The organism is Ensifer sp. R1-3, assembly GCF_056739175.1.
The window spans coordinates 3008790-3028261 of sequence record NZ_CP096515.1 but is presented as its reverse complement, the minus strand read 5'-3'; the positions used below and the strand labels follow the sequence as shown (position 1 = coordinate 3028261).

Sequence of the window (19472 nt, the reverse complement as noted above, 5' to 3'; positions counted from 1 at the left end):
GTTCTTCATGTCGATAATCTTTGACCTCTGCCGGAAGCGCCTATATCGATGGCGCAAAAGCAGAGCGGGATCGGGAACGTGCGCGGGCTGCCCCGCATTCCGTCCTCAACTTGAAGCGATCACGCAGAAATGGCGAACCGATGAAATTCCTCGACGAAACGAAAGTCTATATCCGGTCAGGGGATGGCGGCGCGGGCGCCGTTTCCTTCCGCCGCGAGAAGTTCATCGAGTTCGGCGGCCCCGACGGCGGCGACGGCGGCCGCGGCGGCGATGTCTGGGTGGAAGCCGTCAACGGCCTCAATACGCTCATCGACTTCCGCTATCAGCAGCATTTCAAGGCCAAGACCGGCACGCACGGCATGGGCCGCAACCGCACCGGCGCAAAGGGCGGCGACGTGACGCTGAAGGTGCCGGTCGGCACCCAGATCTTCGAGGAAGACAACGAGACGCTGATCGTCGACATGGTGGCGGAAGGGCAGCGCTACCGGCTCGCCGCCGGCGGCAATGGCGGCTTCGGCAACGCGCATTTCAAGTCCTCCACCAACCAGGCGCCGAGCTGGGCCAATCCGGGCCTCGAGGGCGAGGAGAAGACGATCTGGCTGCGGCTGAAGCTGATTGCCGATGCCGGTCTCGTCGGCCTGCCGAATGCCGGCAAGTCGACCTTTCTCGCCGCCTGCACCCGGGCTCGGCCGAAGATCGCCAATTATCCCTTCACGACGCTGCATCCCAATCTCGGCGTTGCGACCATCGATGAAAAGGAATTCATCATCGCCGACATTCCGGGGCTGATCGAAGGGGCGCATGAGGGCGTGGGCATCGGCGACCGCTTTCTCGGCCATGTCGAGCGCACCCGGGTGCTGCTGCATCTCGTCTCCGCGCAGGAAGAGGATGTCGCCAAGGCCTACAAGACCGTGAAGCACGAGCTCGAGGCCTATGGCGGCGGGCTCGAGGAGAAGCCCCAGATCGTAGCTCTGTCGCAGATCGACGTGCTTGACGAGGAGGAATTGAAGGCGAAGGCCAAGGCGCTCGGAAAAGCCTGCGGCACGCCGCCGCTCCTCATCTCCGCCGTGACCAACAAGGGTATGACGGAGGCGCTGAGAGCATTGCGCAGCGTCATCGCCGCGGCCAAGGCGGGCGAAGAGGAAGCTTAAGCATGACCAAGGCCCGCAAAGCGCTCGAGAATTACCGCCGGGTCGTCATCAAGATCGGCTCGGCACTCCTCGTCGACCGCAAGACGGGGCTGAAGAAGAGCTGGCTCGACGCGCTCTGCTCCGACATTGCGGCCCTCAGGGCCAAGGGCGTGGAAGTGCTCGTCGTCTCCTCGGGAGCGATTGCGCTTGGACGCACGGTGCTCGACCTGCCGGCGGGTGCGCTGAAACTCGAAGAGAGCCAGGCGGCCGCCGCCGTCGGCCAGATCGTGCTGGCGCGTGCCTGGTCGGAGAGCCTCTCGACCCATGCGATCGTCGCCGGCCAGATCCTCCTGACGCTGGGCGACACCGAGGAGCGCCGGCGCTACCTCAATGCCCGCGCGACGATCGGCCAGCTTCTGAAGCTCGGCTCGGTGCCGATCATCAACGAGAACGACACGGTCGCGACCACAGAAATCCGCTATGGCGACAACGACCGGCTCGCAGCGAGGGTCGCAACCATGGTCGGCGCCGATCTCCTGGTCCTGCTCTCGGATATCGATGGGCTCTATACCGCGCCGCCGCATCTCGATCCGAACGCCCGTTTCCTCGAAACGGTCGCCGAAATCACGCCCGAAATCGAGGCAATGGCGGGCGGCGCTGCCTCCGAGCTTTCGCGCGGCGGCATGCGCACCAAGATCGACGCCGGCAAGATCGCAACCACTGCCGGCTGCGCGATGATCATCGCCTCCGGCAAGCCGGATCATCCGCTGGCCGCGATCGAGGCGGGCGCGCGCTCGTCCTGGTTCGCGCCATCAGGCTCTCCGGTGACCGCCCGCAAGACCTGGATCGCCGGACAGCTCCTGCCGGCCGGTTCGCTCTCGATCGATGCCGGAGCGGAAACGGCGCTGCGTTCCGGCAAGAGCCTGCTGCCGGCCGGCGTCCGGCAGGTGACGGGAAGCTTCAGCCGCGGCGATACGATTGCGATAATCGGCGCTTCCGGCCGCGAGATCGCCCGCGGACTTGCCGGCTACGATGCCGACGAGGCGCGCCAGATCGCCGGCAAGAAGTCGGCCGAGATCGCCGCCATCCTCGGCTATGCCGGCCGCACCGCCATGGTGCATCGCGACGATCTGGTCATGACGGCTCCATCGGGCGCGCGCCTTGTAGAGGAAAGCGACGAGGGAAAGGGCAAGCTCCATGCTTGAGACGGTGGAAAAGGACAAGGACGTCAACGCGATGATGCTGGAGATCGGACGCCGCGCCAAAGCGGCCGCCCGGCCGCTCGCGACCGCAAGCGCCGAGCGCAAGCATGCGGCACTCGTCGCCATGGCAGGCGTCATCGTCGCACGGACCGCGGAAATCCTTGCCGCCAATGCGCTCGACCTCGAAAACGCGCGCGAAAGCGGCGTCGCCAGCGCCTTCATCGACCGGCTGACGCTGACGGAAAGCCGCATCCGCGACATGGCGGACGGCATCCGCGCGATCGCCGAACTCAGGGACCCCGTCGGCGAGGTGATCTCCGAATGGGACCGCCCGAACGGGCTCCACATCGAACGGGTGCGCACGCCCCTGGGCGTCATCGGCGTCATCTATGAAAGCCGTCCGAACGTCACGGCGGACGCCGGCGCGCTCTGCCTCAAAGCCGGTAATGCGGTGATCCTGCGCGGCGGCTCCGACAGCTTTCACTCGTCGCGGGCGATCCATGCCTGCCTGACCGAGGGATTGAAGGCCGCGGGCCTGCCGGAAGATGCGATCCAGATGGTGCCGGTCGCCGACCGTGCTGCCGTCGGCGCCATGCTCACCGGCTTGAACGGCGCGATCGACGTGATCGTGCCGCGCGGCGGAAAGAGCCTGGTCGCGCGCGTCCAGAACGAGGCGCGGGTGCCGGTCTTCGCCCATCTCGAAGGTCTCTGCCACATCTATGTCGATGCGTCGGCCGATCGCGACATGGCGAAGAAGATCGTCGTCAATGCGAAGATGCGCCGGACCGGCATCTGCGGCGCCGCCGAGACGCTGCTGATAGACCGCAACGCCGCCGAGAGATTCGCAAAGCCCCTCCTTGAGGCGCTCGTCGATGCCGGCTGCGAGGTGCGCGCCTCCGATGACCTCGCAAGTGTAATGCCCGGCCTGAAAGCTGCGACCGACGAGGATTGGGCGACCGAATATCTCGACGCGATCATTTCGGCGAGATTGGTCGACGGCATTTCCGGCGCGATCGAGCACATCAACACCTGGTCGTCCGCCCATACCGAAGCCGTGATCGCCGAGGACCCTGCGGTGGTCGAGCGATTCTTCTCCGAGATCGACTCGGCGATCCTGCTGCACAATGCCTCGACGCAGTTCGCCGACGGCGGCGAGTTCGGCATGGGCGGCGAGATCGGCATCGCCACCGGCAAGATGCACGCCCGCGGGCCCGTCGGCGTCGAGCAGCTGACCTCGTTCAAGTATCGTGTGCGCGGCACCGGACAGGTGCGGCCCTGACGACACCGAGCGAAGTGAATGCGCGCTACCTCAGCATGCCGCATGTCGAGTCCGGCATGGCCGTCGGCCTGTTCGGCGGGTCCTTCAATCCGCCGCATGACGGGCATGCGCTCGTCGCCGAGACCGCATTGCGCCGGCTCGGGCTCGACCAGCTCTGGTGGATGGTGACGCCCGGCAATCCGCTCAAGGACCGCAACCATCTCGCGCCGCTTGGCGAACGTATCGCCAAGAGTGAGAAGATCGCCCGCAACCCGCGCATCAAGGTGACCGCTTTCGAGCAGGCGCTCGGTCAGAGCTACACGGCCCGCACGCTGGAAGTGATCCGCGCCCGCAACCGCGATGTCCGTTTCGTCTGGGTCATGGGCGCGGACAATCTCAAGAACTTTCACCGCTGGCAGGACTGGCGCAAGATCGTCGCCACTTTCCCGATCGCCGTCGTCGACCGGCCGGGATCGACCCTTGCCTATCTGTCCTCGCCGATGGCGAGGGCTTTCAGCAGCGCCCGCGTCGACGAGGATGATGCGGGAACCCTCGCTTTCCGCCGCGCGCCCGCCTGGACCTTCATTCATGGCCCCCGTTCGGGCTTGAGCTCGACGGCGCTTCGTTCGGCCAAATCCGGGTGAATTCCCGTAATTCGGATCTCGTGTCTTGAAACCGTATAGGTTTGATGCCTACATTTAGGTACGGTTCGAAGAAATATTTCGAATCGAACGTGCCTGTTCTGTTCATTTGGAAAGGAAAAACCCTGACAACAGCACACGCCAAGGGATTTGCGGCATCCGCATTCCCGCGCAGCACGGAATCGAGCGACGAAGCCGCTGTCCGTGCGCTTCAACTGGTCCTCGAAAGCCTAGAGGACTCGAAGGCAGAAAATATCGTTACCATCGACATTGCCGGAAAATCGGCGCTGGGAGACTTCATGGTCGTCGTCTCCGGGCGATCGAACAGGCATGTGATGGCCATTGCCGACCACTTGATCACGGACCTGAAGGACGACGGCCTCGGCAGGGCTCGCGTCGAAGGTCTCGAGGGTGGCGACTGGGTACTGATCGACACCGGCGATGTGATCGTTCACATCTTCCGGCCGGAGATCCGGGCGTTCTACAACATCGAAAAGATGTGGGCGGCTCCCGAGATCGAAGACGGTACCCTGCACTGAGACACGTCGCCCGATCCTGACCATCGACTCAGGACGGAGCGGCGGCCGGTGCCGAAGATGACATGCGGTTGCCATCGCCGATAAGGCGGATGGCGGCAAGAATTTTGCCGGTCGATAATTTCCGATCGGCACCGGCGGGGACGGATCGGGTCATGCGTATCGGACTTTTCGCAGTCGGCCGCCTCAAGGCGGGGCCGGAAAAGGATCTCGCGGGCCGCTATCTCGACCGGTTCGCCAAGGCCGGTCCGGCCGTCGGCCTCGAATTGGCCCGCGTCGTGGAGACCGCCGAAAGCCGCGCCGCCAATGCGGAGACGCGCAAGCGCGAGGAAGCCGGCCAGCTTGAAAAAGCGCTCGCCGACGGCAGCCTTCTCGTGTTGCTCGATGAGCGCGGCAAGTCGCTCGACTCGGAAGCCTTCGCGCGCCTGCTCGGTACCTTAAGAGACAGCGGCAAGCGCGATCTGATGATAGCGATCGGCGGTGCCGACGGACTCGATCCAGCACTCCACGCCCGCGCCGACGCCGTGCTCAACCTCGGCAAGATGACCTGGCCGCACCAGCTCGTGCGCATCCTCATCGCCGAACAGCTTTATCGCGCCGTGACGATCCTTTCGGGACATCCTTATCATCGGGCGTAGACCACGGGTCGAAGACGGCCCCTCCCCGCCAATAACGAGAATATGTATTGGTGTGCCCAGCCAAATCGGATTAGGGTCTCCTAACTTTTGGACTTACGAGACGGGATGAAACCTCCAACGAACAGAGCCGGTTTGCTATCCGGCGCGCGGCGGATCCGCCGCAGCGCTGCGGTTGCGGCGCTCTTCCTGTCGGTGATCGGCCCGACTGCGGCTCAGGACGCGCCCGCCGCCGCGCCGGCCGATGCGGGGGCCGCCAAGGCGACGCCGCCGGATCCGGCTGCCGATCTGGCGGTTCGGCGCGACAGTACCGCGAGCGAGCTCGAGGCGCTGTCGAAGACGATCACGCTCTCGCGGGATCGCTCCGAGGCACTCGAAAAGACGATTGCCGAGATCGACAAGAGCAACGAGACCCTGCGTGACGCCCTCCTGGATTCGGCAGCCAAGCGGCAGGAACTCGAACGCCGGATTTCAGACGGCGAAAGAACGCTCGGCGATCTGCGCGTCAAGGAGGATGTGGTGCGGCGCTCGCTGCGCGCCCGCCGCGGCCTTTTGGCCGAAGTGCTCGCCGCCCTCCAGCGCATGGGCCGCAATCCGCCGCCGGCAATCCTCGTGACCCCGGAGGACGCGCTCGGCTCCGTCCGCAGCGCCATTCTGCTCGGCGCCGTCGTTCCCGAAATACGCGAGCAGACCGACAGCCTCGTCGCCGACCTGAAGGCGCTTGCGGATATCCGCAGCGGCATCGCCAGGGAACGCGAGGAACTGACCGCGGCAATGACCGCCCGGCTCGAGGAAGAGCGGCGCATGTCGATGCTCGTTGCCGAAAAGGAGAAGCTGAGGCAACGCAATGCGGCCGATTTGGCGGCCGAACAGCGCAAGGCCGAGGAACTCGCCCTGCAGGCGGAGAACCTCGGGGGCCTGATCTCATCGCTCGAAAACGAGATCTCCTCCGTGCGCGAAGCGGCCGCCGCCGCCCGCGCCGAGGAGGAGGAACGCCGCCGCATGAGCGAGGCCGAACGCGAGGCTGCGCGGGAGCTCGCCAGGAGTGCGGTGCCCGACAAAAACCGCATTGCGCCGGCATATGTCTTTTCCGAGCTGCGGGAGCGGCTGGCTTATCCCGTTGCGGGTTCGCTTGTGCGCCGTTTTGGCGACGCGGACGGAACAGGGCATTCGCTGCAGGGGATCATGCTCGAGACCAATGCAGGCGCGCTGGTGACCACGCCGGCGGACGGGTGGATCGTCTATGCCGGGAGTTTCCGCAGCTACGGGCAGATGATCATTCTCAATGCCGGCGACGGGTATCATATCGTGCTCGCCGGCATGGAGAACGTCAGCGTCCGGCCGGGGCAATTCGTCGTGGCCGGGGAGCCGGTGGCGGCGATGGGTGCAAAAAGAGTGGCGAGTGCGGCGGCCTTGGCGCTGGAAACCGACAGGCCAACGCTTTACATTGAATTCAGAAAAGACGGGAAGCCGGTTGATTCCCGACCGTGGTGGACCGCAGCAGAGGTTGGAAGGGCGCGAAATGATACGTAGAGCTTCACTTGTCCTGGTCGGGGCGCTGATGGGCGCGACGGCGATGGGCGTCGTCTACTCGGCAACCATGCCGGCCGTGGCAGCAAATTCGTCGACATACCGCGAACTGGCGATCTTCGGCGACGTCTTCGAGCGCGTGCGCGCGCAATACGTGACGCCGCCGCAGGACGACAAGCTGATCGAGAACGCGATCAACGGCATGCTCACGTCTCTCGACCCGCATTCGAGCTACATGAATTCGACCGACGCCGAAGATATGCGCACCCAGACGCGCGGCGAGTTCGGCGGCCTCGGCATCGAGGTCACCATGGAGGAAGATCTCGTCAAGGTGACCAGTCCGATCGACGACACGCCCGCCGCGCGCGCCGGTGTGCTCGCAGGCGATTTCATCTCGAAGATCGACGGTCAGGACGTCCGCGGCCTCAAGCTCGAGGAAGCGGTCGACAAGATGCGCGGTGCCGTCGGCACGCCGATCAAGCTGACGATCCTGCGCAAGGGAGCCGAAAAGCCGATCGAGCTGACGATCGTACGCGACGTGATCGCAGTACGCGCGGTGAAGGTCCGTGTCGAAGGAGATGTCGGCTATCTCAGGGTCATCTCGTTTACGGAGAAGACCTTCGAGGACCTGAAGAAGGGCATCGAGAAGATCCAGGCGGAAGTTCCCGCGGACAAGCTCAAGGGCTATGTTCTCGACCTGCGCCTCAATCCGGGCGGCCTGCTCGACCAGGCGATCAATGTCTCGGACGCATTCCTGGAGCGTGGCGAGGTCGTTTCGACCCGCGGCCGCAATCCGGATGAAACCCGCCGCTTCAATGCGACCCCGGGCGATCTGGCCGGCGGCAAGCCCGTCGTCGTGCTCGTCAACGGCGGTTCGGCATCCGCGTCGGAAATCGTGGCCGGCGCTCTCCAGGACCTGAAGCGCGCCACCGTTCTCGGCACGCGCTCCTTCGGCAAGGGTTCGGTGCAGACGATCATCCCGCTCGGCGACGCCGGCGCGCTGCGTCTGACGACGGCGCTCTATTACACGCCGTCCGGCAAGTCGATCCAGGGCACCGGCATCACGCCCGACATCAAGGTGGAGCAGCCGCTGCCGCCCGAGCTTCTGGGCAAGGTGGAAGCGCAGGGCGAATCCGATCTGCGCGGCCACATTCCGGGCCAGGAGGAGACCGAAGAGGGCTCCGGCTCGGTAGCCTACGTGCCGCCGGAAACCAAGGACGACATTCAACTGAACTATGCGTTCGACCTGTTGCGCGGCAAGAAGACGGATCCGTCCTTCCCGGCCAATCCGGAACAGGCGCAGCTGAAGGAATAGCCCCCTCGCCCGCAGAGTTCTGGGCAACATGAATCAAGGAGGCGCCGGGCTGTTCAACCCGGCGCCTTTATATTATCCATCGGCATGCAGCCGCATGTGCGATGATTCTGGCCTCCTTCAAGTCCATCGTCATGGCCAGCGGCGATTCGCGCCAGGATCGAAGCTCGACCGAGGCCCCGTTTGGCAACTGACCTCAATGCCCCCCTGGGCCAGAACCGGAAGGAGAGCCCGGCACGCAAGCGCGATCTCGGTCGCGTCCTGCGCTATTGCGGCCTCGGTCTCGGAGCCCTTGCGGTCATCGGTATCTCGGCATGGAGCGCCCTTTCTCCCGGTCACCGGACCCGTTCGCCTGCAATGCCCGCAGCGACCGAAGCGACCCTCGCCACCGAACCAGCGCCACCCTCAGAGGGCCAAGGCAACGGACCCGGGGCGCTCCACCGGAGCGGTGCTCTCTCCGGCGCACATGTCGAGGAAGTTCTGACCGATGATGGCGCGACGGTCAGGAAATACACGCCGCGTTCGCGCGAAACCGGCGGCCCCGCACTGATCGATGTCGAGCCGGCGCGCGGACAGGACCCCCGCATGGCAGCCCTTCCGAATGAAAGCCTGCTGGAAGACCGCCCCGAAGGCCGCCTGCCGGTCATCGGCCCGGACGGGCTGAGGCCGATGGAGCAGTATGCGCGCCCCTGGTCCGGCGCGCGCGGAACGCGGATCGCCATCGTCGTCGGCGGCCTTGGCCTCAGCCAGACGGGGACGCAGCGCGCCATCCGCGATCTGCCGCCGGAAGTGACGCTCGCCTTCGCTGCGGCCGGAAACAGCCTGCAGCGCTGGATGCAGGAGGCGAGGCGTGACGGGCACGAGATCCTGCTGCAGGTGCCGATGGAACCATTCGATTACCCCACCAACGATCCGGGCCCGCACGCGCTGCGCGTTTCTTCCGATGCCGGAAAGAACCTTGCGGAACTGCATCGCAGCATGGGACAGATCACCAACTACACCGGCGTCATGAACTATCTCGGGGGCCGTTTTCTCTCCAATGCGGATGCACTCGAGCCGGTCATGCGCGATCTCGGCAAGCGGGGCCTTCTGTTCCTGGACGACGGGACGTCGGCGCAATCGCTCTCGGGAACGCTCGCCGGGGCCTTCGAGGTGCCGCACGGTTTTGCCGATCTCGTGCTCGATGGCGAACTCAGCCGCAATGCCGTCTTGCGCAGGCTGGACGAGCTGGAGCGGATCGCGCGGAGGAACGGCACCGCGATCGGGGTCGCTTCCGCCTTCGATGAAAGCGTGGCGGCCATTGCCGAATGGATCGAAGAAGCCGGCGGACGGGGCATCGAGGTGGTCGGCGTGGCCGCACTCGTCAAAGATCCGAAACAAAACTGATTTAAGCGCAGTAGACCACCGGGTCATAGGGCTCGCGGCAACATGCAAAGGAAAGACGATATGGGGAAGGATAAGGGGCGCGTCATGACGGCTGAGGATCTGCCATATCGGCCATGTGTCGGCGTCATGGTTCTCAACCGGCAGGGACTTGTCTGGGCCGGGCACCGGCTCGCCGTCGGCAATTCCGAATATGACGGTTCGCCGCAGCTCTGGCAGATGCCGCAAGGCGGCATCGACGAGGGCGAGGACCCGCTCGAGGCCGCCTATCGCGAACTTTACGAGGAGACCGGCATCCGCTCGGTCTCGCTCCTCGCAGAGGCGCCGGACTGGATCCATTACGACCTTCCGTCGCACCTGATCGGGATCGGGCTCAAGGGCAAGTACCGCGGCCAGAGGCAACGCTGGTACGCCTTCCGCTTCGAGGGCGACGAAAGCGAGATCGCCATCAACCCGCCGCCCGGCGGCCACGAGCCGGAATTCGACGCCTGGGAATGGAAGCCCATGCACGAACTTCCGGGCTTGATCGTGCCCTTCAAGCGCAAGGCCTATGAAGAGGTCGTCGCTGCGTTTTCGCATTTGGTGCGATGAGAGAAAAGACCGGCATGTCGCCCCTCATCCGGCCTGCCGGCCACCTTCTCCCCGCAAGCGGGGCGAAGGAGACAAGCGGCAAACGCCAGGCCTCTTCCGCCGTCGAATGCGGGGCAAGGCAGAGCGGCGTGTCCCTTCTCCCCGCAGGCGGGGAGAAGGTGGCGGCAGCCGGATGAGGGGCTGATTCAATTCGCCGCCCCTTGAGAAGGTTGGAACTTATTCGGCTTCGTCGGCCGAAGCGGCGTTGAGCTGGCCGTATTTTTCCTCACCGATCTTGCGGAGCAGATCGAGCTGTGTTTCGAGGAAGTCTATGTGGCCCTCCTCGTCGGCGAGCAGTTCCTCGAAGAGCTTCATCGAGACGTAATCGCCGGCCGCGTGACAGATGTCGCGGGAGTTCTTATAGGCCGTGCGCGCGTCGTACTCGCCGGCAAGATCGGCTTCCAGGACTTCCTTGACGTTCTGACCGATGCGCAGCGGCGCGACCGTCTGCAGATTCGGGTGGCCTTCGAGGAAGATGATGCGGGAGACGAGCTTGTCGGCGTGGTGCATCTCCTCGATCGACTCGGCGCGCTCCTTCTTGGCGAGCAGCGTATAGCCCCAATCTTCGAGAAGGCGGTAATGCAGCCAGTACTGGTTTACGGCACCGAGTTCGAGATAGAGCGCTTCGTTAAGCTGCTCGATGACCTTTGCGTCGCCTTTCAAGATCCGCCCTCCGGTTTTCTTCATGGAATTGTCTGAGGCGGGTCATGAAATCAAATATATCGGCGTCCGTCGAGTCGCGGCGGGCGTGATATTGCTCGGTGGTGCGGATGATGATGTCGACGACATTGGGAAAACAGCCGCAGCAACGGCCGCGTTTTTCCATCGCATGATAAACTTTCGCCGGCACGATCAACTGCCAACAGTCCTCGTCGAGGAGGCCGACGATCGTGTCCTCGATCTCTTTCTCGGTGATGAAATTGCAACTGCAAACCAGCATTTCGCCGTGTCCATCATACGCAACGCTCTGATTTTGCGATAAAGCAAAAGAGGACATTTGCCGTCAACTAAAAACTCTTCTCCATATGGTTGAGGAATGCATTAGAGCGATTCTAAACTTGACGGAAATCATCGCATTTTCATTACATTAGGCGATTCTAAGGAGAGGATTTTTCCTCCATGACTTGTAATTCCGGCAGCGGTGCCTGCGACATTTTTACACAGGGCGCGCCCTGGAGGCCTCAAGCGCAAGGCGACTTCGATGCGCGTAACGACTGGGGCTCAATGAAAATTGCGCCCCTTCGGCATGACCTCCGCTACCTGGGCGGCCGCCTCGCCCTCCGGCGCTGCGCGAGCGGGCAGGCCCAGGCGCAATTGCCGGAGTTTTTTCTTTTCGCGGGCGTCCGCGCTCGGCCGCAAGGCCCCGTCCGCGCGGTCGTTGACGCCGAAACGCCGCGCCTCCCGGCGCAGCAGGCCAAGCATCGGCGTTATATCCTCCAGATGATCGGCGACCACGTGAATGACGCCGCTCTGGTTCTGTAAGCGGCCGCGAACTTTCACAAGCCGCGATCCCATGACCTGCCGCCGGTATTTCTGGAACGTCTTTTCCCAGACGATGATATTGGCGATCCCTGTTTCGTCCTCGATCGTCATGAAGATGACGCCATTGGCAGAGCCCGGCCGCTGCCTGACCAGTACAAGGCCTGCCACCGTCACCCATCTTCCAGTTGCGGTTGCCGCCAGATCCCGGCTGCGCAGGATACCCATTCGCGAAAAATCCTCCCGCATGAAGGAAACGGGGTGCGCCTTCAGGGAGAGCGTCAGGGTGCGATAGTCATGAATGACCTGTTCGCCTGCCGGCATATCGGGAAGAGCGACCTTGGGCTCGATCTGCAGATCGTCGGAACCCGCCCCTTCGAAAAGCGGCAATCGCTCCACCGCCGACTGCTCGTCGAGCGCCTTTACCGCCCAGAGGGCGGCCCGCCGGTCGAGGCCTATCGACCGGAAGGCATCGGCATCCGCAAGGCGCTCCAGAACGGAGCGGGAGAGCCCTGATCGAAGCCACAGGTCATGAACGGAGCGGTATCCCTCCCCCCGGCGCGCGACGAGCGCCTTCATATCCGTCTGCTTCAGGCCCTTGACCAGCCGGAAGCCCAGCCGCACGGCCTTCCGGGTTTTGATCACCTCCCGCATGCTGGCGTGGCGCGGGTGGACAGCATTCTTGTCGAAGGCGCCCTCGCCTTCGAGCAGGGCATCCCAATCCGAATGATTGATATCGACCGGCAGCATCCTGACCCCATGCTCACGGGCATCGCGCACCAGTTGCGCCGGCGCATAGAAACCCATCGGCTGTGCGTTCAGGAGCGCGGCGCAGAAGATGTCCGGATAATAGGTCTTGAGCCAGGCCGAGGCATAGACGAGAGAGGCGAAGGAGGCAGCATGGCTTTCGGGGAAGCCGTATTCGCCGAATCCCTTGATCTGGTTGAAGCAGCGCTCGGCGAATTCCCTCTCGTAGCCATTCGCGACCATGCCCTCCACCATCTTCCGCTCGAAGGTGTGGATCGTACCGGTCCGCTTGAAGGTGGCCATGGCGCGGCGCAGGCGGTCGGCCTCGCTGGGTGAAAAACCGGCCGCGGTGATCGCGATCTGCATCGCCTGCTCCTGGAACAGCGGCACGCCCAGCGTCCTTTCCAGGACCGCCTTTAACTCCGGGCTCGGATAGTTAATAGGCTCCCCTCTTTCCCGCTGGGCTTCGCGCCGCTTCAGATAGGGATGCACCATATTGCCCTGGATGGGACCGGGGCGAACGATCGCTACCTCGATCACCAGATCGTACATTTCGCGCGGCTGCAGGCGCGGCAGCATGCTCATCTGCGCCCGGCTTTCGATCTGGAAGACGCCGACCGTATCGGCGCGGCAGATCATGTCGTAAACCGCGTCCCGATGATCCTGGTAGATTTCGGCCAGCGTTATCGGCTCGCCGTAATGCGCTTCCAGAAGCTTGAAACCCTTGGCAAGGCAGGTCAGCATGCCGAGCGCCAGCACGTCGACCTTCAGTATCTTCAGCTCGTCGAGATCGTCCTTGTCCCATTCGATCATGTAGCGGTCGGGCATGGCCGTGTTCATGATCGGCACGACCTCGTCGAGCCTGTCGCGGGTAATCACGAAGCCGCCCACATGCTGCGAGAGGTGGCGCGGAAAATTCATGAGCAGACTGGCATAGGCAAGCACGCGCCTGGTGAGAGGGTCCGCCGCGTCGAGCCCCGCCCCTTTCGCCTGCTCCTCGGTGAAAGGCGAAGTGCCCCAGCCCCAGATCGAACTGACGAGAGCCGATTGAACGTCTTCCGAAAGGCCGAAGGCCTTGGCGACCTCGCGCCCGGCGGAGCGCGAGCGATAGCTGATCACCGCGGCGGTCAGGCCCGCATGCTCCTTGCCGTAAGTCCTGTAGATATACTGGATCACCTCTTCGCGCCGCTCGTGCTCGAAGTCGACATCGATATCGGGCGGCTCGTCGCGATCCTTCGACAGGAATCGGTCGAACAGCAGGGTGAATTTCTGCGGATCGACGTCGGTGATGCCGAGGCAGAAGCAGACCGAGGAATTGGCCGCCGATCCCCGCCCCTGACAGAGAATATTCACGCTGCGGGCAAATTTCACGAGCTTGTGGACGGTCAGGAAATAAGGCTCGTATTTCTTGTCGTGGATGAGCTCGAGCTCATAGTCGATCTGGCGCATCACCTTTTCCGGCACGCCTTCGGGATAGCGCTCCGCCGCACCTTCCGCGACGAGCCGCCGCAAGCTTTCGGCGGGCGTCTCGCCATCGGCGTTTTCATCCGGATATTGGTGGCTGAGCTCGTCGAGGCTGAAGGCGAGCTCGCGGAAAAATTTCCGGGTATTGGCGATCGCCTCGGGATAGTCGCTGAAAAGCCTGGCCATTTCCCTTGGGCCCTTCAGATGCCTTTCGGCATTCTTCTGCAGAAGGAAACCGGCGCCGGCGATCGGCACATGCTCCCGGATGGAGGTGACGACATCCGCGAGCGGCCTGTAATGCGGGTCGTGATAGAGCGCGTCATTGGTGGCGAGCAACCCGATGCCGGCCTTTCGGGCAATTGCGGCCAGAACGGCAAAATCATGCCGGTCGAAACCGTCACAATGCGGCGCCAGTCCGAGATAGAGCCGGTTGCCCGCATGCTCCTTCAATGTCCCGAGCAGCACTTCCAGGCTCTCCGGTTCCGGCCGCCCTTCGCCTTGCATGACGATCAGAAGAAGCTCCTCCTGCCATTCGAGCAGGTCGGCGAGATGGAGCGTGCAGTCGCCCTTCTTCGAGCGCAGGTTACCGGCGCTGAGCAGGCGGCAGAGATGCCCCCAGCCCCGCCTGTTCTTCGGATAAGCGAGAATGTCCGGCGTGCCGTCGGCAAAAACCAGGCGGGCGCCCGGCTGGAAGGGATAGCCCTCCACCTTCGCCTTGGCATGAGCCCTGACGACGCCGGCGACGCTGTTGCGGTCGGCAATGCCGAGACCGGCAAGCCCCGCCTTCTTGGCGAATACGACCATCTCCTCGGCCGGCGCCGCCCCTTCGAGAAAGGAGAAATTCGTGCGCGCACCGAGCTCGCAGAAGACAGCATCCGCGCTCATGCGAAAACTCCGTGCATGAACCAGCGGGGCGAGGCGGTCTCCCTTCCGTAGAGACCTTCGCGAAACAGCCAGAAGGGGCGGCCCTCCTGATCCTCTATCCGGAAATAATCCCGCGTCGGATGATCCTCCCCGTCGATCCACCATTCGGCGGCGATGCGCTCCGGCCCTTCGGCACGGGCGACGCGGTAGCGGGTCTTGCGCCAGTTGAAGCTGCGCGGCGCACCCTCGGGCACTTCCGCCGTCGCCTCCACCGGTTCGGGATGCGCGAAAATCCGAAGCGGACGGTTCTCGGGGAAAGCCTTCTCTTCAAGGGCAGGCGTCCTCAGGACCGCGGCCACGTCCGTCACGGCGGCAAATCCGCCCGCCCGTTCCGGCAGATGGCTTTCGGCAAGGGTCGCCTGCATCAGGCAACCGGGCCCGAAACGGGCGGAGACCTTGTCGACGAAGGCCGCGAGCGGCTGGCTTTCGTCGGGGGCGCCGGAAAAATCCTGCTGCGCCGGATCGAGCCTTTCGCTTCTGAGGACCGAGAGCCGGACGATTTCGAAACCATATCCGGCATCGAGATCGTCATGAACCGCCTGCAGCCGCTCGCGAAAGAGGGCGGCGATGCGGACGGCATCGTTCAAGGGCACGGCCGCATGGGCTCGAACGCGGAATACCCGGCCGTCGACGCGGAACAGGAGGAGCTCGAAGAGCCGCCCGCCTTCGCCATGCCGCTCCAGCGAGGAGCGGACATCCCTGGCGAGGTGACGGGTCAGTTCGAGAATGTGTTCCTCGTCCTGCAGCGGCTCGGCGAGCCGGCGTTCGGCGGAGAAGCTCGGCACGGGCAGCCGGGGCGAAAGCGGCTCGTCCTCGAAGCCCCTCGCCTGATCGAGCCTGAGGAGAAGGGAGGAGCCGAAGCGGCGGGCGAGCGGCGCCCGCGGCGCTTCGAGAAGATCGCCGATCTGTTTCAGCCCGACCCGTTCGAGTGCGGCCGCGGTGTCCGCCGGCAATCGCAGCGCGGCGACCGGCAAGGGTGCCAGCACCGGGTCTCCATCCCCGGGCGCAATGACGTCGGCATCGCCGTAACGGGTGACAGCCCAGGAAAGCCCGGCTGCGGAGGAGACGGTCGCCCGTGCCTCGACGCCGAGAGAGAAAAGACGCGACAGGACATCGCTGATGAGCGCCTTCTCGCCGCCATGAAGATGGGCGCAGCCGGTGATGTCGAGGAACAGGCCATCCGTGCCGTCGAGTGCCACGAGCGGCGTATAGCGGTCGCACCAGTCGGCAAGCGCCTCCAGGAAGGCCTGGTCGGCGGCCGGATCGGCGGCGATCACGTCGAGCGAGAGACACATGGCGCGGGCCTCCGCCGCCCCCTGGCCGCGCTTCAGGCCGATACGCTCTGCAAAAGTATCGAGCGCAACGAGCCGCATGGCATTGTCGATCTTGGCGGCGAAGACGACGGGCGGATGGTCAGGACGCCCGCGCGAAAGCCAGGAGGCGCCCCATCGGCTGCGCGCGACGCGGTCGGTCGGCAGATGCGGAAAGTGGATCGACAGGATCCGTTGGCTCGTCGTTTGTCTGAAGAGCGGCGCTCCGGCGCTCATCGAGTGAGTAGAAGCGGCGGTCATGGGCGTTCCATTCGAGAAAGATGTCGTCGGAGGCTTGGCGCCTGCTTTTTTCGACAAGGAGGTGAAAGGCGGGATGGCCGATGCTGCCGCAAAGCACCGAACCATCGGGAAGAGGACGTTCGCCGGCCGGTGCCGGCTTGACCTGGAGCCGGAAGAAGGCGCTGCTCGCCTCCTCCTCGCCCGCCTGACGCAAGACGAGAAGAGGCACGCCGCCCGCCCGGGCCCTCACATGCAGACGCCGGCTCTCGCTCAGGGCGAGACAGGCAGGGTTGCCGCGGATTTCCAGAACGACCACGGCGAAGACCGGTACCGAAAGCGCCGTCTCTGCGATCCACAGCGCATCCTTCACCGTGCGCGCCGAAACGAAGAGGAAGCGCTCGGCATCGAGTCCATAGGCCTTGAGGCCCGGCGCATAAGGCTGACCCGCCTCACAGGCAGCAAGCGTCTGGCTGATCCAAAGGACCGGGGCCAGACGGCCATTCTCCTTCTTCTGCCGTTGATAGAGCACCGCAAGCGCCGCCACGAAGCCGGCGGCCGCGCCCGCATCCCGGGTTTCGGCATTGCGGATTTCCATCATGCCCTCGAGCGGCAACCCGCCCTGGAGGACCTCATCGAATTGCGGGACGCCGAGCGGCAGGATCTTGCGGCGCGTGGCCTCCTCCTTGCCGCGGCGAAAGCCGGCAGGGTCGGCCGTCTTGGCCGACCGGACGCATCCCGGCACCCCGCGATCTTCAATCCGCGCAATGGTCTCGCGAAGGGAAAGAACGGTTTGCCGTTGCACGGCGTTTCCGGCCATGACGGTCAGCTCCATCTGCATGTTCATGTTATGTTCTTATGGATTCCAGAGCTGCCCTCAAGAGTCAACAACCAATGTTGAGAATATATTCCTCTTTCTTCTCGGGATAGAATTCATCACTCGAAAAACAAAGGCAAAATCGCTATATGAGGGGCAACAAGGAGTGCCCATGGCCCGCATTGACCAGACCGATGATTGGCGGGAACGCCACGCACCGTCGCTTACCGTATTCGAACAGCTCGCGTTTGAAGCCTACAGCCACCTGCCTGAGGAATTCCGCAAGCTGACGACGGATCTCACGATCGAAATCGCCGACTTTCCAAGCGACGATGTCTTCGAAGACATGGCGCTCGAAACGCCGTTCGACCTGCTGGGCCTGTTCGAAGGCCGCGGCCTCGGTGAACGCTTCACCATGGAAACCGGGGAGTTCCCGAACCGCATCACCCTCTACCGCCGCCCGATCATCGACTACTGGGCCGAAAACGAGGAAACGCTCGGCGATATCATCACCCATGTGCTGATCCACGAGATCGGCCACCATTTCGGCCTGTCGGACGACGACATGGAGCGGATCGAGGAAAGCGTGGAACACGTGGGCGGCTGAGGCCTGTTGAGATTCGGATACCCGCCGCGCCTGCCTGATTTCCTCATCCCTGCGCGCGGGGGCAAGTCCGACCCGAAACGATCCCTACTGCTCCGACAGCTTCATGTCGGGATGATAATCCTTGCCCTCCACTTCCTTCACCACCGCCTGGCCGCACTGCATGTGCTGGGTGTCGGCATTGAAGGCGTAGGTCGGCGGACCGTGCAGCGTCCACCCCTGGTTCAATGCCGCCGTCACCTTGTGGCAGAAGGAGGCATCGTCGGGGCCGGTGAGAAAGCGATAGAGCTTCAAGATTTTGCCTTTCGTTTTTCGATGATGTCCGCCTTGGCGGCGATCTTCATCGCCTGCTCGAGATGGAGGCGCTCGACCATCCGCCCATGAAGGTTGATGACACCCTTTCCGGCATTGTCCGGCAAGGCAAAGGCCTCGATGATCGCGCGCGCCTCCTCGACCGCAGCCTCGTCCGCGGCGAAATGCCGATTGGCCGCATCGATCTGCGCCGGGTGGATCAGCATCTTGCCGTCAAAGCCCATGTCGCGTCCCTGCCGGCACTCCGCCTCGAACCCTTCCGGATCGCGGAAATCGTTGAAGACCGCGTCGATGGCGTCGAGCCCGCTGCCGCGCGCGGCAAGAAGGATCTGCATCAGCCACGGAACGAGATAGGTCCGGCCCGGAAGGGCGGGCACGCCCGTCTCCTTGCGAAGATCGTTCAGCCCGACGACGAAGCAGTCCAGCCGGCCGCCGGAGGTGCGGCCGGTCTCGGCGATCGCCGGCCCGTTCACGACCCCGCGCGGCGTCTCGATCATCGCCCAGAGCCTCAGCTCATCCGGCGCGTCCCTTTCCGAAAGCCAGTCGAGCGCGCCTTGAATATCGGCGGGGCTTTCGACCTTGGGCAGGAGGATGGCATCGGGCCGCGCGGCAAGAGCCGCTGCGAGATCGGCCTCGCCGAAGCCTGAGCCCGCCGCATTGACGCGGATGACCGTTTCGCCCTGCGGCCGGTTGCCGGCAAGATGCCGGACGAGCGCATCGCGCGCCGCAGCCTTGCGGTCCGGCGAGACGGAATCCTCGAGGTCGAAGATCACGGCGTCCGCCGCCAGTTCACGGACCTTGGCGAGTGCGCGCTGATTGTCGGCCGGAACCGAAAGCACCGAGCGGCGCAGCCGCACGGGATGATGGTCGATCGCTCTCATGCCGTTCCCTGTCATGCCGTTCGTTGTGCCTGCCTTTCAACCTTTGCGCAAGCCGAGACGAGCGGACCCTCTTGCAAGCGGCGTGGCCAGCACCCACATGCCGAACAGAAAGGTGACAATCATGCAAAGCATCCGCTCTGTTCTCTTCACGGCCGCCGCCATCACCATCACGCTCGTGGCCTTCGTGTTCACCGCCTCGCTGGCCTTGGCGCTCGCCGGGATCGCCGCCATCATTGCCGTCGGCAGCGCGATCGCCGCCAAGCTCAACGGACGGCCCGTGCAGGCTCGTGCGCGCGCACGCGCCAATCCGGGAAGCACTCCGCGCGAGATGCGGGTATGGAACGACGGGCGCGGGACGATCATCGATCTTTAGAATGGGATTGCCGGAAGCGGGATGAGGCAAGTTGTGAAGCGGTTTTCCGCCCGCCTCCCGCTCCATG

19 protein-coding genes are annotated in these 19472 nt (G+C 64.1%); 12 read left to right on the top strand and 7 right to left on the bottom strand.

What is annotated here, in order from left to right; all coding sequences use genetic code 11:
• Positions 1-140: 140 nt before the first annotated feature.
• The 10 genes from obgE (at position 141) to M1D43_RS14395 (ending at position 10218) form a co-directional block, all read left to right on the top strand.
• A complete protein-coding gene (obgE, locus tag M1D43_RS14440) occupies positions 141-1151 on the top strand; it encodes a GTPase ObgE (protein ID WP_003531226.1) in 1011 nt (336 codons plus the stop codon).
• A 2-nt stretch (positions 1152-1153) separates the two neighbouring features.
• Entirely contained in the window at positions 1154-2335 is a 1182-nt protein-coding gene (proB, locus tag M1D43_RS14435; RefSeq protein ID WP_107608521.1) for a glutamate 5-kinase, read from the top strand.
• Complete coding sequence (locus M1D43_RS14430) at positions 2328-3611, top strand: glutamate-5-semialdehyde dehydrogenase (protein WP_153313644.1); 1284 nt, start codon at positions 2328-2330, stop codon at positions 3609-3611. The genes proB and M1D43_RS14430 overlap by 8 nt, the downstream gene beginning before the upstream one ends.
• Positions 3612-3667: 56 nt before the next feature.
• Complete coding sequence (locus tag M1D43_RS14425) at positions 3668-4234, top strand: nicotinate-nucleotide adenylyltransferase (RefSeq protein ID WP_234833882.1); 567 nt, start codon at positions 3668-3670, stop codon at positions 4232-4234.
• A 44-nt stretch (positions 4235-4278) separates the two neighbouring features.
• The gene (rsfS, locus tag M1D43_RS14420; protein ID WP_003531234.1) at positions 4279-4770 is read left to right on the top strand and encodes a ribosome silencing factor; all 492 of its coding nucleotides are present in this window, start codon (positions 4279-4281) and stop codon (positions 4768-4770) included.
• Between the two features lie 152 nt (positions 4771-4922).
• Entirely contained in the window at positions 4923-5405 is a 483-nt protein-coding gene (gene rlmH / locus M1D43_RS14415) for a 23S rRNA (pseudouridine(1915)-N(3))-methyltransferase RlmH (protein WP_153313645.1), read from the top strand.
• Between the two features lie 105 nt (positions 5406-5510).
• Complete coding sequence (locus M1D43_RS14410; protein ID WP_498813997.1) at positions 5511-6935, top strand: murein hydrolase activator EnvC family protein; 1425 nt, start codon at positions 5511-5513, stop codon at positions 6933-6935.
• A complete protein-coding gene (locus M1D43_RS14405) occupies positions 6925-8247 on the top strand; it encodes a S41 family peptidase (RefSeq protein ID WP_003531244.1) in 1323 nt (440 codons plus the stop codon). The genes M1D43_RS14410 and M1D43_RS14405 overlap by 11 nt, the downstream gene beginning before the upstream one ends.
• A 180-nt stretch (positions 8248-8427) precedes the next feature.
• Positions 8428-9630, top strand: a complete 1203-nt coding sequence (locus M1D43_RS14400; RefSeq protein WP_153313647.1) for a divergent polysaccharide deacetylase family protein — start codon at positions 8428-8430, stop codon at positions 9628-9630.
• Between the two features lie 60 nt (positions 9631-9690).
• Positions 9691-10218: an RNA pyrophosphohydrolase gene (locus M1D43_RS14395; RefSeq protein WP_107608525.1), complete on the top strand. Its 528-nt coding sequence runs from the start codon at positions 9691-9693 to the stop codon at positions 10216-10218.
• Positions 10219-10434: 216 nt separating this feature from the next.
• Here the strand turns inward: M1D43_RS14395 and bfr are convergent, their stop codons facing one another.
• The 5 genes from bfr to M1D43_RS14370 all read right to left on the bottom strand — a co-directional run bounded on the left by bfr (position 10435) and on the right by M1D43_RS14370 (position 17265).
• Positions 10435-10920 carry a bacterioferritin gene (gene bfr / locus M1D43_RS14390; RefSeq protein WP_003531268.1) on the bottom strand — a complete coding sequence of 162 codons (486 nt, stop codon included), beginning with the start codon at positions 10918-10920 and terminating at the stop codon, positions 10435-10437.
• The gene (locus M1D43_RS14385) at positions 10886-11197 is read right to left on the bottom strand and encodes a (2Fe-2S)-binding protein (protein WP_003531270.1); all 312 of its coding nucleotides are present in this window, start codon (positions 11195-11197) and stop codon (positions 10886-10888) included. Before M1D43_RS14385 ends, bfr begins: the two co-directional genes overlap by 35 nt.
• Positions 11198-11478: 281 nt before the next feature.
• Positions 11479-14832 carry an error-prone DNA polymerase gene (locus M1D43_RS14380; RefSeq protein ID WP_153313648.1) on the bottom strand — a complete coding sequence of 1118 codons (3354 nt, stop codon included), beginning with the start codon at positions 14830-14832 and terminating at the stop codon, positions 11479-11481.
• Positions 14829-16244, bottom strand: coding sequence for a DUF6504 family protein (locus tag M1D43_RS14375; protein WP_234889469.1), 1416 nt, complete (start codon positions 16242-16244; stop codon positions 14829-14831). Before M1D43_RS14375 ends, M1D43_RS14380 begins: the two co-directional genes overlap by 4 nt.
• A 40-nt stretch (positions 16245-16284) precedes the next feature.
• The gene (locus M1D43_RS14370) at positions 16285-17265 is read right to left on the bottom strand and encodes an ImuA family protein (RefSeq protein ID WP_017266097.1); all 981 of its coding nucleotides are present in this window, start codon (positions 17263-17265) and stop codon (positions 16285-16287) included.
• Between the two features lie 142 nt (positions 17266-17407).
• On the opposite strand from M1D43_RS14370, the gene M1D43_RS14365 reads away from it, so the two are divergent.
• Positions 17408-17842, top strand: a complete 435-nt coding sequence (locus tag M1D43_RS14365; RefSeq protein ID WP_003531284.1) for a metallopeptidase family protein — start codon at positions 17408-17410, stop codon at positions 17840-17842.
• 84 nt (positions 17843-17926) lie between these two features.
• Here the strand turns inward: M1D43_RS14365 and M1D43_RS14360 are convergent, their stop codons facing one another.
• Both M1D43_RS14360 and M1D43_RS14355 read right to left on the bottom strand, forming a co-directional pair.
• Positions 17927-18133: a DUF1737 domain-containing protein gene (locus tag M1D43_RS14360; RefSeq protein WP_003531285.1), complete on the bottom strand. Its 207-nt coding sequence runs from the start codon at positions 18131-18133 to the stop codon at positions 17927-17929.
• Complete coding sequence (locus tag M1D43_RS14355) at positions 18130-19032, bottom strand: HpcH/HpaI aldolase/citrate lyase family protein (RefSeq protein WP_003531287.1); 903 nt, start codon at positions 19030-19032, stop codon at positions 18130-18132. Before M1D43_RS14355 ends, M1D43_RS14360 begins: the two co-directional genes overlap by 4 nt.
• Before the next feature lie 121 nt (positions 19033-19153).
• On the opposite strand from M1D43_RS14355, the gene M1D43_RS14350 reads away from it, so the two are divergent.
• Entirely contained in the window at positions 19154-19405 is a 252-nt protein-coding gene (locus M1D43_RS14350) for a hypothetical protein (protein ID WP_027992471.1), read from the top strand.
• Positions 19406-19472: the final 67 nt, after the last annotated feature.

Excerpts from the sequence above, each read along its gene's own strand:
- M1D43_RS14425 (WP_234833882.1), top strand. The coding sequence starts at position 3,668 with ATGGCCGTCGGCCTGTTCGGCGGGTCCTTCAATCCGCCGCATGACGGG.
- M1D43_RS14430 (WP_153313644.1), top strand. The coding sequence starts at position 2,328 with ATGCTTGAGACGGTGGAAAAGGACAAGGACGTCAACGCGATGATGCTG.
- proB (WP_107608521.1), top strand. The coding sequence starts at position 1,154 with ATGACCAAGGCCCGCAAAGCGCTCGAGAATTACCGCCGGGTCGTCATC.
- M1D43_RS14385 (WP_003531270.1), bottom strand. The coding sequence starts at position 11,197 with ATGCTGGTTTGCAGTTGCAATTTCATCACCGAGAAAGAGATCGAGGAC.
- M1D43_RS14405 (WP_003531244.1), top strand. The coding sequence starts at position 6,925 with ATGATACGTAGAGCTTCACTTGTCCTGGTCGGGGCGCTGATGGGCGCG.
- rsfS (WP_003531234.1), top strand. The coding sequence starts at position 4,279 with ATGCCTACATTTAGGTACGGTTCGAAGAAATATTTCGAATCGAACGTG.
- M1D43_RS14380 (WP_153313648.1), bottom strand. The coding sequence starts at position 14,832 with ATGAGCGCGGATGCTGTCTTCTGCGAGCTCGGTGCGCGCACGAATTTC.
- M1D43_RS14395 (WP_107608525.1), top strand. The coding sequence starts at position 9,691 with ATGGGGAAGGATAAGGGGCGCGTCATGACGGCTGAGGATCTGCCATAT.
- M1D43_RS14355 (WP_003531287.1), bottom strand. The coding sequence starts at position 19,032 with ATGAGAGCGATCGACCATCATCCCGTGCGGCTGCGCCGCTCGGTGCTT.
- M1D43_RS14375 (WP_234889469.1), bottom strand. The coding sequence starts at position 16,244 with ATGCGGCTCGTTGCGCTCGATACTTTTGCAGAGCGTATCGGCCTGAAG.
- M1D43_RS14410 (WP_498813997.1), top strand. The coding sequence starts at position 5,511 with ATGAAACCTCCAACGAACAGAGCCGGTTTGCTATCCGGCGCGCGGCGG.
- M1D43_RS14350 (WP_027992471.1), top strand. The coding sequence starts at position 19,154 with ATGCAAAGCATCCGCTCTGTTCTCTTCACGGCCGCCGCCATCACCATC.
- M1D43_RS14365 (WP_003531284.1), top strand. The coding sequence starts at position 17,408 with ATGGCCCGCATTGACCAGACCGATGATTGGCGGGAACGCCACGCACCG.
- obgE (WP_003531226.1), top strand. The coding sequence starts at position 141 with ATGAAATTCCTCGACGAAACGAAAGTCTATATCCGGTCAGGGGATGGC.
- rlmH (WP_153313645.1), top strand. The coding sequence starts at position 4,923 with ATGCGTATCGGACTTTTCGCAGTCGGCCGCCTCAAGGCGGGGCCGGAA.
- M1D43_RS14370 (WP_017266097.1), bottom strand. The coding sequence starts at position 17,265 with ATGAACATGCAGATGGAGCTGACCGTCATGGCCGGAAACGCCGTGCAA.